Raw genomic sequence first — 12,935 nt, forward strand, 5'->3', positions numbered from 1 at the left:
CGGCGGGGAGGGGCGATATTCGGTCTACTTGACATAATGTACATTATCGAATGAGGACGGACCGGCGAGTGACCTCGCTGTTCTTCTCGTTTTGTCCTGGGGCGTTCCCGGTCAGTGAGCCGTGGTCGGCGGGCCGCCTGGCGGTCCTGCGTCACGCCGAGGAGTTTGCGGGCGACGGCGCGTGCGGTGCTACGGCATCTGCCGGCAGACGTTGCGCAGGTGGCCACACCGCTCCACGGCGAAGGTATCGCCGGCCTACGCGACCGCTTGAGCGCTCCGCGTCACTGCCCGAACGCCGCACACGCCGACCCAACTCCCTCGTGCGGCTGGACCGGCTACCAGCCTCCCAGCGCTTCAGATATCGCGAGAAGTGGATCGATGTGCAGGTGGGCACCGCTCCCCCGTGTCCCAGACGCCCGTATGGCCGGCTTCGCGTTGTCGTCGCATCACCGACTGCATCAATAAGGGCAAATAGGGCGATCAGAGTCCCGATGAGGGCCAGGCGCTGCGGAAGGTGCGACGGTAGGCGTCCGGAGGTACGCCGACGGTGCGGTTGAAGTGTCGGCGCAGCGTCGTGGCGGTTCCCATGCCAGCCGCCTGGGCGATGGCGTCGATGCTGTTGTGGTGTTCTCCAGCAGCTCCTGGGCCCGACGGATCCGCTGCGTCGACAGCCACTGCAGCGGGGTGGTGCCTGTTGCCGACTTGAAGTGGCGGGCCAGGTTGCGCGAGCTCATGTTCGCCTGGCGGGCCAGGTCCTCCACGGTCAGCGGACGGTTCAGCCGTTCCATCGCCCACGGGAACAGGTCGGCGAGGGGGTGGTCGTCGCGGGCGGGCACCGGGGTGGTGACGAACTGGCGGCCTCCGGCGCGATGCGGCGGCACTACCAGGCGGCGGGCGACGGCGTTGGCGACCGTCGCGCCGTGGTCGCGGCGGATCAGGTGCAGGCACAGGTCGATCGCGGCGGCTTTGCCGGCGGAGGCGAGCACGTTGCCGTTGTCGACGTAGAGCACGTCCGGGTCGACCTGCACCCGGGGGTAGCGGGCGGCCCGCGCCTCGGTGTGGGCCCAGTGGGTGGTTGCGCGCAGTCCGTCCAGCACGCCGGCGGCGGCCAGCACGAACGCTCCGGTGCACAGCGAGACCATCCGGGCGCCCGCCTCGTGGGCCGCGCGGACGGCGTCGAGCAGGTTGGGTGGTACGTCCGCGTCGATGTCTTCCACGGCAGGGACGATCACGGTGTCAGCGCGGGCGAGTCGGTCCAACCCGTCGTCGGGTTCCATGCGGAATCTGCCGATCCGGACCGGGCCCGGGCCGCAGACCACGAGGTCGTACCACGGGTCTGCCAGGCCGGAGGGGTCGCGGACGAAGACCTCGCAGGCCATGGCGAGTTCGAAGTGCAGCATCGCGTCGGTGGCGGCGAGCGCGACAGTGGCCATGTCCGAAATTGTATGGGGCATGGCGTTGCGGACACTGGTCCGGGTCGGCCGCTGCCGAGAGGATCTCCTCAGTCGATCTTTCGCGGAGCAGGAGGAGTTGCAGATGGGTTCGGGTCAGACCGTGGCGGTGTTCGGGGCGTACGGACACACCGGGCGGTTCGTGGTGACGGAGTTGCGTGATCGCGGGTTCGTCCCGCTTCTCGTCGGTCGGGACGTGGGCAGGCTCCAGGCGCTGGCGGCGTCGCATCCGGGGCTCGAATTCCGGGTGGCGTCGGTTGACGATCCGGCCTCGCTCGACCAGGCGTTGAAGGGCGCGGTCGCGGTCATCAACTGTGCCGGTCCGTTCGCCTCGACCGCGGCGCCCGTGATCGAGGCCGCCCTGCGTACCGGGGTTCCGTACGTGGACGTGGCGGCTGAGATCGAGGCCAACCTCGACACGTTCACGCACTTCACGGACCGTGCTCAGGCAGCGGGCGTCGCGGTGGTCCCGGCGATGGCGTTCTTCGGCGGACTCGGCGATCTGCTGGTCACGACGGCGATGGGCGATTGGACGGCGGCCGACGAGGCGCACGTCGCGTACGGACTGAGTGGTTGGCACCCCACGGCCGGGACTCTCGCCTCGGGCACCGTCTCCCGGGAGCGGCGTGCTGGCCGACGTGTCCGCTACACCGGTGGCCGGCTGGAGTATTACGTCGACGAGTGCGACCTGCCGACCGTGGAATGGGACTTTCCCGCTCCGATGGGCCGCCGGATCGTCCTCGGCGGGTTCACGATGGCTGACGTCGTCACGGTCCCCAGCCACCTGCCCATTCCCGAGGTGCGCACGTACATGACCACCGACGCGGCCGAGGACCTTGCCGCTCCGGACGCGCCCGCACCGGCTGCGGTCGACGAGTTCGGCCGGTCCGCGCAGACGTTCACCGTCGACGTCGTCGTGCGTGCCGGCGACACGCAGCGGCGCGTCGTCGCCAGTGGCCAGGACATCTACGCCGTCAGCGCGCCGCTGGCGGTCGAAGCGGTCCGTCGCATTCTCGGCGGTCGGACGAGGACGAGCGGTGTGGCCTCTGCCGGCGAGATCTTCGACGCGCCCGACTTCCTCCGTGCGCTGTCCGCGCACATCGCGCTCGAGCCGTGTCACGAGTCTCGGGTGCCACGGTTAGCGTGATCGCCCGGCCGCAGGTGACCGCCTGGATGGTTCCCGCTGCCGGGCGTGCCGCACCCTCGCGAGCGACACAGGTTGGGCCAGCCCAGGTCAGGGGCGGTTCAGGTGGCTCAGGATGAATGGGCCTCGGTCAGCTGCCGACGTAGGCCGCCAGGTGCTCGCCCGTGAGGGTGGAACGGGCGGCGACGAGGTCGGCGGGTGTGCCCTCGAAGACGATCCGGCCGCCGTCGTGGCCGGCGCCGGGACCGAGGTCGATGATCCAGTCGGCGTGTGCCATGACGGCCTGGTGGTGCTCGATGACGATGACCGACTTGCCGGATTCGACGAGCCGGTCGAGCAGGCCGAGCAGATGCTCGACGTCGGCGAGGTGCAGGCCGGTGGTCGGCTCGTCGAGGACGTAGACGCCGCCCTTCTCGGCCATGTGCGTGGCCAGCTTGAGTCGTTGCCGCTCGCCGCCGGACAGCGTGGTGAGCGGCTGGCCGAGGCTGAGGTAGCCGAGCCCGACGTCGGCGAGCCGGCTGAGGATGGTGCGCGCGGCGGGCGTGCGTGCCTCGCCGGCGCCGAAGAACTCCTCGGCCTCGGTGACCGACATCGCGAGCACCTCGCTGATGTCGCGGCCGCCGAGGTGGTACTCCAGCACCGATGCCTGGAACCGCTTTCCCCCGCATTCCTCGCAGGTGGTGGCGACGCCGGCCATCATTGCGAGGTCGGTGTAGATGACGCCGGCGCCGTTGCAGGTGGGGCACGCGCCCTCGGAGTTGGCGCTGAACAGCGCCGGCTTCACGCCGTTGGCCTTCGCGAACGCCTTGCGGATGGGGTCGAGCAGGCCGGTGTACGTCGCCGGGTTGCTGCGTCGTGAGCCCCGGATGGCGCCCTGGTCGATCACCACCACGCCGTCGTGGCCGGCGACGGAGCCGTGGATCAGCGAGCTCTTGCCGGAGCCGGCCACGCCCGTGACGACGCAGAGCACCCCGAGCGGGATGTCGACGTCCACGTCCTGGAGGTTGTGCGTCGACGCGCCGCGGATTTCCAGGGTGCCGGAGAACGACCGCACCGACTTCTTGAGGGTGGCCCGGTCGTCGAGGTGCCGCCCGGTGAGTGTGTCGCTGGCCCGTAGCCCTTCGACGGCGCCCTCGAACACCACCTCGCCGCCCTCGGTGCCGGCGCGCGGGCCCAGGTCGACGACGTGGTCGGCGATCTCGATCACTTCCGGCTTGTGTTCCACGACGAGCACGGTGTTGCCCTTGTCCCGCAGCCGCAGCAGCAGGTCGTTCATCCGCTGGATGTCATGGGGGTGCAGACCGATCGTCGGCTCGTCGAAGACGTAGGTGACGTCGGTGAGCGACGAGCCGAGGTGCCGGATCATCTTGGTGCGCTGTGCCTCTCCCCCGGACAGGGTGCCCGCCGGCCGGTCGAGTGAGAGGTATCCCAGCCCGATCTCCGTGAACGAGTCGAGGAGGTGTTGCAGCCCGGTGAGCAGCGGGAGCACCGACGGCTCGTCGAGGCCCCGGACCCAGTCGGCCAGGTCGCTGATCTGCATCGCGCAGAGGTCGGCGATGCTCTTCCCCTTGATCTTCGACGACTGTGCCTCTTTGCTGAGCCGGGTGCCGTCGCACTCGGGGCAGGTCGTGAACGTCACCGCCCGCTCCACGAAGGCGCGGACGTGCGGCTGGAGCGCGTCGACGTCCTTGGACAGGTAGGACTTCTGGACCTGCGGGATCAGTCCCAGGTACGTCAGGTTGATCCCGTCGACCTTGATCTTGGTGGGTTCCTTGTAGAGGAGGTCGTCCAGCTCCTTCTTCGTGTACTTGCGGATCGGCTTGTCGGGGTCGAACAGGCCGCCGTTGCGGAAGATGCGGCCGTACCAGCCGTCCATGTTGTAGCCCGGGACGGTGATCGCGCCCTCGTTGAGCGACTTACTGTCGTCGTACAGCTGGGTCACGTCGATGTCGTTGACCGAGCCCATGCCCTCGCAGCGCGGGCACATGCCGCCGAGACGGGTGAAGGTGGCCTTCTCGGTCTTCGTCTTGCCGGCGCCGCGCTCGACGGTGATGGCACCGCTGGCCTTCACCGAGGGGACGTTGAACGAGTACGCGTTGGGCGGGCCGATGTGCGGCTGCGCGAGCCGGCTGAACAGGATGCGCAGCATCGCGTTGGCGTCGGTGGCGGTGCCGACGGTGGAGCGCGGGTTGGACCCCATCCGTTCCTGGTCGACGATGATCGCGGTCGTCAGCCCCTGGAGCCGGTCGACCTCCGGCCGCGCCAGTGTCGGCATGAAGCCCTGCACGAAGGCGCTGTAGGTCTCGTTGATCAGCCGCTGCGACTCCGCGGCGATCGTGCCGAACACCAGCGAGCTCTTGCCCGAGCCGGAGACGCCGGTGAACACGGTCAGCCGGCGCTTCGGGATCTCGACGCTGACGTCCTTGAGGTTGTTCACTCGCGCGCCGTGCACGCGGATCAGGTCGTGGCTGTCGGCAGCGTGCGGAGCGGGCGACTGCATGTCGGTCCTCGGGGCCATGCTCATCGTGCCTCCATCATCGTGCGGAGCCGCCGTGGCGGTCTCCCTCGGCGTCGCCTGGCTCGATCTGACCAGCGCGAGCAGTATGCCTGGTTCTGGGGTGTCGGTGCGGTCGCGGCGACGGTCGCTGCCTGCCGGATCGGCGGTGTCGGCCGGGGGGCTCGACTGCCCCGGCCGACGTCAGCCGGCCGGGGTGTGCTCTTCGCGACGACAACCGTATCCAGGCCGGTTCTGGGCCGGGGTGTCCCTGTGGCCTGGGCCACGCTGCGGGCCCGGCCCGGGTGTCAGACCAACCAGCGGCTGTCGCGCATCCGTTCGTGGTCGGGCATCTCGTTCACCTCGCGGCAGGCCTGGAGGCGGCGCGGGGAGATGCGGAACCAGCGGTACGGCGTGGCCAGCGCGCGCGGGTCGAAGCCGGTGCGCGCGACGAAGCGGTCACCGGCGCCCAGGCGTCGATGTCGTGGTGAGCCGATGCTCGGGGTCGCGACGACGCTGGGCGCGGGAGCGGGGGCGGCGCTCGCTGGTGGTGCGGGCTCGGGGACGTTGTTGTCGGTGACGGTGGCCGCCGGAGGGCCGCCTCCGTTGTCGTACGTGGGCTCGTTCACGGTGCCTGGGGCATGGCTGCGGTCGCCAGGCTCAGCGCAGTTCCTGGATGCGGATCATGTTGCCGGCGGGGTCGCGGAACGCGCAGTCGCGGACGCCGTACGGCTGCTCGGTCGGCTCCTGGACCACCTCGGCGCCGCGGCCCTCCAGCTTCGCGAAGGTGCCGTCGAGGTCGGGGGTGGCCAGGTTGACGCCGAAGTAGCTGCCCTTGGCCATCAGCTCGAGAATGGTGCGGCGCTCGTCGTCGGTGATGCCGGGGCTGGCGGTCGGCGGGTGCAGGACGATGGACGTGTCGGGCTGGTCGGCGGGGCCGACCGTGATCCAGCGCATCCCTCCGTAGCCGACGTCGTTGCGGACCTGGAAGCCGAGGGTGTCGCGGTAGAAGGCCAGGGAGGCGTCCGGGTCGGTGTGCGGGAGGAAGCTCGAGTGAATGGTGACGTTCATGGCAGTCACGCTAGTTGCGGCTCGGGGCGGGGGCTTCTCGATTCCTGATCGGTCTGGTCACCTGTTTCGCGACGCACGGCGGCATCTCCGCCGTCGCGGGAGTTGCCCGGGCCCGATAGGCGCTGGGTGGCACGCCGACCAACTCGGTGAAGCGGGTGCTGAAGGTGCCCAGTGAGGAGCAGCCGACCGCGAAACAGACTTCGGTGACGGTGAGGTCGCCGCGACGCAGCAGCGCCATGGCGCGCTCGATGCGCCGCGTCATGAGATAGGCGTACGGCGACTCGCCGTAGGCGAGCCGGAACTGGCGGCTGAGGTGTCCGGCCGACATGTTCACGCCGCGGGCGAGCGCCTCGACGTCCAGCGGCTGCGCGTACTCCCGGTCGATCCGGTCGCGGACGCGGCGCAGCCGCGCGAGGTCGCGCAGGCGCTGCTCCAGGTCCGGTCTGCTGGTCACCTGCGGATCGTACGTCGCGGTCGGCACCAGGTCGCGTGGTCGGCGCGGTCGGCGCCGGGTTGTGGCAGGCGGGCCGTGGCGCCCGGGGGCGACGGCCGACGCCACGGGTGGGCGGTATGGGCCGATTGTCGCCGCCGCTCCCCTGCCGGCGTGTCGGTTCCCGTCAAAGATCCGGCGGGGATGCGCCTCGATGTTGACCGCATGGGATAGCGTGGCGTCGCTCTATCTGGGGAGATCTCCAGAGTCCTTCGGGGAAAGAAGTTGTCACGTGTCACTTTGGAAGAAGACCACTGTTGTGGCGGTCTCCGCGCTCACGGCACTCGCGATGACCGCCTGCGGCGCGAAGCCCGGCTCGGACGCGCCGAAGCAGCCCAGCGTGCTGGAGCTGCTCGCCAGTGATCTCAAGGGTTCGTTGCAGAAGACGATCGACGCCACCGACAAGAGCGACTCGGTGACCGTGACGATGCAGGGCACGGCGGGCGGCGAGAAGATCTCGGTGCAGGGCGTGGTCGATCTGGGCGACCCGGTCAAGGCCGAGATGACGACGGCGGGCCCGGACGGCACCCCGACCACCGTCCGGATGATCGGCAGCGTGATCTACGTCGAGATCCCGGCGAAGGACCGCGCGAGCCTCGGCGGGAAGCGCTGGATGAAGCTGGACCTGACCGCGGCCGCCGAGCAGGCGGGGATGGACTTCACCAAGCAGTTCGAGGATATCGACCCGACCAAGCAGGTCAAGACGCTGCTCGCCACCGAGGGTGTCAAGGTCGTCGGCGAGGAGACGGTGAACGGTGCGCGTACGGTGCACTACACCGTCACTGCTCCGGTGGCGACCTACCTCGGGCAGCTCGACGCCAAGTTGCGGTCGGGCGTCGAGCAGCAGTATGCCAAGCAGGGTGTCAAGGAGCTCACGATCGACCTCTGGGTCGACGAGCAGTACCGGCCGCGCCGGGCGGGCTTGGACATGGGCAAGATGGGCGACATGACGGTCGACTACACCGACTACGGCAAGGCGGTCGACATCGAGACGCCGCCTGCGGCGGAGACCGCCGACTTCGCCGAGATGCTGCAGGGCCTGAAGGACGCGTCCACCGGCAACTGACCAGAGCCAGAATGCGCTGCCCGGCCGGTGATCTCTCCGGCCGGGCAGCGCTGTTTCACGAGGACGTCGGGCAGCCGCAGGCGCGACCAGAAGGCGGGCCGACACGGCGGTTGCCGGTGACGCCGGGCGGGTCGGTGTCCGGGGTCAGATGAGCACGCTCCACGTGACGGGGCCGACGATGCCGTCGGCGACGAGGCCGTTGCGGCTTTGGAAGCCGCGTACGGCGTTGGCGGTGACCGAGCCGAAGGAGCCGTCGACGAGGAGGTCGGCGCCGCGGGCGTTGAGGGCGGTCTGGAGGCCGCGGACGAGGTCGCCGGAGTTGCCTTCCCGCAGGGGCAGGATGAGGGCGGTCCAGGTGATCGGGCCGACGAGGCCGTCGGCGTAGAGGCCGCGGCTGGTCTGGAACGACTTGACGGCGGAGGTGCAGGCCGGTCCGAAGACGCCGTCGACGACGACGGAGATGCCGCGGGCCCGCAGGAGGTACTGGATGGTGCGGGGCACCCATCCGGAGGCGCCCTGGCTGACGCTCGGGTAGCCGGTGCTGCCGACGGGGGCCGTCGCGCCGAGGGTGATGCCGCGGTTGGCGAGGAAGATCCGGGGGTCGGTGGAGGTCAGCCGGGGGCGGTGGATCTCGAAGTGCAGGTGCGGGCCGCTGGAGTTGCCGGTGTTGCCCATGAGGCCGATCAGTTGTCCGCAGCTGACCCGCTGGCCGACGCTGACCAGGACGCGGTGGAGGTGGCCGTAGTAGGAGAAGTAGCTGTCGGCGTGGTTGAGGTGGACGCTGTTGCCGGTGCGTCCGGGCAGGGGCCCGCTGGTGGTGTCGCCCGGGTACGAGTTGGTCTTGATGTCGCGGACCGTGCCGTCGGCGGTGGCGTAGACGGGGGTGCCCTGGCTGTTGGCGACGTCCCAGCCGGTGTGGGTGGGGCGGCTGGGTGTCTTGTAGCCGGAGGTCAGGGTGCCGAGGGTGGGGTTGCTCCAGCCGGCGGCCGCCGCCATGGCGGGGCTCGGCATGCCGACGACGCCGACGCCGATGCCGACGCCGGCGCCCAGTGCGGTGAGGAGGGTGCGGCGCCGGGCGGGCGTGTCGAGCAGGCGGCGTGTTTCCAGGTCGTCGCTCATCGGGTCTCCCCTGTTCGGGCCCGTGGTGTCCGGGCACCCGGTCGAGTGATGGGCGTCGATCGTAAATGATCTGTATCGGTCGGGGCAATCGGTGAAAGTTTCCTACCGATCGGGTGGCGGCGCCCTGCCCGGCCGCCTCCGCTCACGAGCCCGCGTCGACGAGCCGGGGACGGCGGGCGAGGACGAGGGTGGTGCGCAGGCGCAGCACGACCGGCGCGCCGAGGCCGTCGACGAGGCGACGCAGCGCGGCCAGGCCGCGGGCCTGCTCGTCGGGGGTGAGGATCCGGTACGGGCCGAAGGTGCGGACGAGTTGCAGGTAGCGCTCGGCGGGCAGCGGGACGTCGCGCTGCATGTGGGCGGCCCGGACGTCGGTGAACAGTCGGCTGTCGGTGATGTCGCGCTCGAACCAGCCGGCGGGTCGCTTCACCGTGCTGGGGCCGGTGGCGCGGAAGAAGCCGTCGAGGGCGCGGGACTGCCCGGGGTCGGCGTAGTCGTACTTGTGGCCGAAGACGGCGAGGGTGCCGCCGGGGGTGAGCGCGTCGTGGGCGCGCCGGTTGCGGGTGGCGGGGTCGAGCCAGTGCCAGGCCAGCGCGCAGGCCAGCAGGGGTGCGCCGCCGGCGGGTGGCTGCCACCGTTCGAAGGTCGAGGTGACCACGCGGGCCCGGGGGAACCGGGCGGTGAGCCGGGCGGCCATGCGGGGGTCGGGTTCGACGCAGGTGACGGGTGCGCCGAGGCGGAGCAGCACGGCGGTGCCCTTGCCGGTGCCGGCGCCGATCTCGACGACCGTGTCGGGGGTACGGCCGTGGTAGGCGCGGATGAGGTCGGCGAGTTCGGTTGGGTAGTCGGGGCGTACGTCGTCGTAGAGGTCGGCGACGTCGCCGAAGACGCCCACGGCTACAGGCCGCCGGCGACGCGTAGGACGGTGCCGGTGGTGTAGGTGGCGTCGGGGCCGAGGAGCCAGGCGATGGCGGCGGCGACCTCGTCGGGTTCGCCGGGGCGGCCGAGGGGGATGCGGTCGGCGGCGGTGTCGGGTCGGTCGGGTTGGCCGGACAGGGCGTGGATGTCGGTGCGGATGATGCCGGGGGCGACGGCGTTGACGCGGATGCCGCGGGGGGCGAGTTCCTTGGCGAGGCCGGTGGTGAGGGTGTCGGTGGCGGCCTTGACGGCGGCGTAGTGGACGTACTCGCCGGGGCTGCCGAGGGTGGCCGCGACGGAGGAGACGTTGACGATGGCGGCGCCGCTACCCATCCGGCGGGCGGCCTGTTGGGCGCACAGGACGTAGCCGACGAGGTTGACGTCGACGACGTGGCGCAGGTCGGCCGGGTCGAGGTCGACGAAGGCGCCGATGGGGCTGGTGACGCCGGCGTTGTTGACCAGGCCGGTGATCGGGCCGAGGTCGGCGGCGGCGTCGAACAGGGCGGCGACCCGCTCGGGGTCGCGGGTGTCGGCGGGCACGGCGAGGCCGCGTACGCCGGTGGCGTGGAGGTCGGCGAGCACCTTGTCGGCGGCGTCGCGGTCGCGACGGTAGCCGAACACGACGTGGTGACCGGCGTGGGCGAGGCGGCGGGCGGTGGCCGCGCCGATGCCGCGGCTGCCGCCGGTGATGACGGTGACGGGATTCAATGCGCCTCTCCCCTGCCGTGGCTGCTGGGCCGACGGTACCGCGACCGGCACGCCCGATGCGGGAGGGGATGGTCACATGTGCGGGCCGTGGTGGTGGGTGTGGGTGGCCGGGTCGCCGCATACGCTCGGCGCGGCCCGGGTGACGACGGTGGAGGTGTGCGGTGGCGGGTGTGGGTGTCGGGGACGTGGTGGAGGACTTCGCGCTGCCCGACGAGACGGGTGCGCCGCGGCGGCTGTCGGAGTTCCTGGCCGCCGGCCCGGTGGTGCTGTTCTTCTACCCGGCGGCGCTGACCCGTGGGTGCACGGCGGAGAGCTGCCACTTCCGGGACCTGGCGGCGGAGTTCGCGGCGGTGGGCGCGCAGCGGGTGGGCATCAGCCGGGACCCGGTGGCGAGGCAGGCGGAGTTCTCCCGGTTGCACGGGTTCGACTATCCGCTGCTGTCCGACCCGGACGGTGTGGTGGCGGACCGGTTCGGGGTGCGGCGGCGGCTGCCGCTGGGCGCGTTGAGCACACGGCGGATGACGTTCGTGATCGGCACGGACCGGCGGGTGATCGGGGTGGTCCACAGTGAACTGAACATGAACGCGCACGCCGACGCGGCGTTGCGGGCGCTGGGGGGTTGATCTCGCGCGTGTCGGGGCCGGCTGGTATCAAGGCAGGCGTCTGAACAGGTGTACGAGGGAAGAGGTTGCTGATGGGTGGCGCTGGCCAGGGGTTGTCCGACGAGGACGTGCGCACCTTCCGGGAGGCGTTGGCGGCGGGGCGGAAGCCGAAGGTGGTGTTCACCGCGTCGGCGGGTCAGATCGCCGGGCAGGTGGGGCAGGTGGTGGAGCTGACCGACCCGGCGGTCTCCGACGAGTTCGTGGTGGTCCGGTTCGGTCGCGACGAGCTGCCCTTCTCACCGGCCGACGTGGCGGTGGCGCCGCGAGGCGTGGGCCGCAAGGTGGCGGAGCCGCAGCCGGAGCCCGAGCCGGAGCCGGTGCCGGCGGAGCCGGAGTTCGTGTTGGACCGGGCGCCGGTGCCGGCGCCGCGGGAGCAGCGGGAGGAGCCGAAGGTGGAGACGACGGAGGCGAAGCCGGCGCGGCGGCCGGTGAAGGCGGCGAAGCCGAAGGGCCCGACGGGGCTGACGGTCACGCTGGCGTACGCCGACGGCGAGTGGACGGTCGCGGCGCAGCAGGGCAGCAAGTCGCTGGCGAAGCCGTACGTGGTCAAGCCGGCGGAGGCGCTGCGGATGGTGGCGCTGGTCGACGTGCCGGGGGTGCACGAGGCGGTGGAGCAGATCATGGCGGCGGAGCGTGCCGAGGCGGAGCAGCAGGCGGAGAAGCTGCGCGCGGAGTTGGCCGAGATCGAGGCGCGGCTGGCGGAGTTGCGCGAGGCCCACTGAGCGGTGGGCGCCGGCGGGGCGGGTGGCGGTGGCGCCGTTCGCCCCGCCGGCGTTTCGCCGGTCAGTGGCGCCGCCGGTGGTGTGCGAGGAGTTTGCCGAGCAGGCGGGTGAGCTGGTCGCGTTCGGTGGGGGTGAGCGGGGCGAGCAGGGTGTCCTGGACGCCGGCGAGGGTCTCCCCCATGCGCTGGAGTTCGCGTCGTCCGGCGGGCGTGATGGTGATGACGTTGCGCCGTCGGTCCGCGGGGTCGGGTGCGCGGACGACGAGGTTCTTCGCGGCGAGTTCGTTGACGGTGGCGACGACGTCGCTGCGGTCGATGCCGCCTCGGCGGCCGAGGTCTGCCTGGCTGGCGGGGCCGAACTCGTCGAGGGCGGCGAGGATCCGGTAGTGGTAGCCGCGGGCGCCGATGCCGCCGAAGCCGTCGCTGACCAGCCGGCCGGCGTGGGCGGCGGTCTGGGTGAGCAGCCAGCTCGGGGTGGTGCGTAGCCGGGTGGGGGTTTCCGGCGCGGCGGTGTGGTCCATGGGGAGAGCCTAACCTGATTGTTGGTGCGGCCCACGAATCCTGTTATCGTTGGTCGCGCCAACGTTGGTCGTACCAACTGTCAGGAGGAGCGCCATGACCGCCGTGAACGGCCAGATCATCGGCCAGGCCCACTACGCCACCCGTGCCCTGCTGGAACGCGAACTGGCCCGGCTCGGCATCACCTTCCACCAGTCGCTCGCCCTGAACGCCGCTGCCGCCGAGGGCGGGGCGGTCGTGCGGGCACACCTCGTCGGGCGGATGACCGGCGCGCTGAAGGTCGACCAGGCGGTGGTGCTGGCCGTGGTGGACGAGCTCGTCGCCGGCGGTCTGCTGCGCGCCGGCGGGTCCGGGCTGGCGCTCACCGACGCCGGCCGGGAGGTGCGGCGCCGCGTCGCCGACGCGGTCGCCGGCGTCACCGCCCGGCTGTACGGGGACGTCCCCGCCCCGGACCTGGCCGTGGCCGGCCGCGTCCTCACCCTGGTCAAGCAGCGGGCCGACGCCGAGCTGGCGGCGACCGGGAACGGCACCCCCGCCGCGGCGTGACCCGCGCACCCGGGCCGGGACGTGCCCGG

General features: G+C 71.4%; 13 protein-coding genes and 1 pseudogene. 5 read left to right on the forward strand and 9 right to left on the reverse strand.

All coding sequences use genetic code 11. From position 1 onward, the window contains the following. Positions 1-480: 480 nt before the first annotated feature. Positions 481-1,433: pseudogene (locus ABZ793_RS26555) on the reverse strand (helix-turn-helix domain-containing protein). On the opposite strand from ABZ793_RS26555, the gene ABZ793_RS26560 reads away from it, so the two are divergent. Continuing rightward, positions 1,408-2,598 carry a saccharopine dehydrogenase NADP-binding domain-containing protein gene (locus tag ABZ793_RS26560; RefSeq protein ID WP_357461927.1) on the forward strand — a complete coding sequence of 397 codons (1,191 nt, stop codon included), beginning with the start codon at positions 1,408-1,410 and terminating at the stop codon, positions 2,596-2,598. The pseudogene ABZ793_RS26555 and the gene ABZ793_RS26560 overlap by 26 nt on opposite strands. Before the next feature lie 127 nt (positions 2,599-2,725). On the opposite strand, the gene ABZ793_RS26565 is transcribed toward ABZ793_RS26560, so the two are convergent. The 4 genes from ABZ793_RS26565 to ABZ793_RS26580 form a co-directional block, all read right to left on the reverse strand. After that, positions 2,726-5,119: an excinuclease ABC subunit UvrA gene (locus ABZ793_RS26565; protein WP_357461928.1), complete on the reverse strand. Its 2,394-nt coding sequence runs from the start codon at positions 5,117-5,119 to the stop codon at positions 2,726-2,728. Between the two features lie 278 nt (positions 5,120-5,397). After that, the gene (locus ABZ793_RS26570) at positions 5,398-5,718 is read right to left on the reverse strand and encodes a hypothetical protein (RefSeq protein ID WP_357461929.1); all 321 of its coding nucleotides are present in this window, start codon (positions 5,716-5,718) and stop codon (positions 5,398-5,400) included. A gap of 31 nt (positions 5,719-5,749) precedes the next feature. After that, the gene (locus tag ABZ793_RS26575) at positions 5,750-6,160 is read right to left on the reverse strand and encodes a VOC family protein (RefSeq protein ID WP_357461930.1); all 411 of its coding nucleotides are present in this window, start codon (positions 6,158-6,160) and stop codon (positions 5,750-5,752) included. A gap of 10 nt (positions 6,161-6,170) precedes the next feature. Next, entirely contained in the window at positions 6,171-6,614 is a 444-nt protein-coding gene (locus ABZ793_RS26580; RefSeq protein ID WP_357461931.1) for a helix-turn-helix transcriptional regulator, read from the reverse strand. 268 nt (positions 6,615-6,882) lie between these two features. Here ABZ793_RS26580 and ABZ793_RS26585 point away from each other — a divergent pair, with 268 nt between their 5' ends. After that, positions 6,883-7,716 carry a hypothetical protein gene (locus ABZ793_RS26585; protein ID WP_357461932.1) on the forward strand — a complete coding sequence of 278 codons (834 nt, stop codon included), beginning with the start codon at positions 6,883-6,885 and terminating at the stop codon, positions 7,714-7,716. Between the two features lie 144 nt (positions 7,717-7,860). Here the strand turns inward: ABZ793_RS26585 and ABZ793_RS26590 are convergent, their stop codons facing one another. The 3 genes from ABZ793_RS26590 to ABZ793_RS26600 form a co-directional block, all read right to left on the reverse strand. Next, positions 7,861-8,835, reverse strand: a complete 975-nt coding sequence (locus tag ABZ793_RS26590) for a peptidoglycan-binding protein (RefSeq protein ID WP_357461933.1) — start codon at positions 8,833-8,835, stop codon at positions 7,861-7,863. A gap of 142 nt (positions 8,836-8,977) precedes the next feature. After that, positions 8,978-9,727, reverse strand: a complete 750-nt coding sequence (locus ABZ793_RS26595; protein ID WP_357461934.1) for a methyltransferase domain-containing protein — start codon at positions 9,725-9,727, stop codon at positions 8,978-8,980. A gap of 2 nt (positions 9,728-9,729) precedes the next feature. Further along, positions 9,730-10,458, reverse strand: a complete 729-nt coding sequence (locus ABZ793_RS26600) for an SDR family oxidoreductase (RefSeq protein WP_357461935.1) — start codon at positions 10,456-10,458, stop codon at positions 9,730-9,732. A 161-nt stretch (positions 10,459-10,619) separates the two neighbouring features. Between ABZ793_RS26600 and ABZ793_RS26605 the strand changes: the two genes are divergently transcribed. After that, a complete protein-coding gene (locus ABZ793_RS26605) occupies positions 10,620-11,081 on the forward strand; it encodes a peroxiredoxin (RefSeq protein ID WP_357461936.1) in 462 nt (153 codons plus the stop codon). Positions 11,082-11,152: 71 nt separating this feature from the next. Then, positions 11,153-11,842, forward strand: coding sequence for a hypothetical protein (locus tag ABZ793_RS26610; RefSeq protein ID WP_357461937.1), 690 nt, complete (start codon positions 11,153-11,155; stop codon positions 11,840-11,842). 61 nt (positions 11,843-11,903) lie between these two features. Here ABZ793_RS26610 and ABZ793_RS26615 read toward each other — a convergent pair whose 3' ends face one another. Further along, positions 11,904-12,362, reverse strand: a complete 459-nt coding sequence (locus tag ABZ793_RS26615; RefSeq protein ID WP_357461938.1) for a MarR family winged helix-turn-helix transcriptional regulator — start codon at positions 12,360-12,362, stop codon at positions 11,904-11,906. Positions 12,363-12,456: 94 nt separating this feature from the next. On the opposite strand from ABZ793_RS26615, the gene ABZ793_RS26620 reads away from it, so the two are divergent. Next, positions 12,457-12,906, forward strand: a complete 450-nt coding sequence (locus ABZ793_RS26620) for a hypothetical protein (RefSeq protein WP_357461939.1) — start codon at positions 12,457-12,459, stop codon at positions 12,904-12,906. The last annotated feature ends 29 nt before the right edge of the window (positions 12,907-12,935 follow it).

This window comes from Micromonospora sp. NPDC047465 (assembly GCF_040643125.1).
Lineage (GTDB): Bacteria > Actinomycetota > Actinomycetes > Mycobacteriales > Micromonosporaceae > Micromonospora.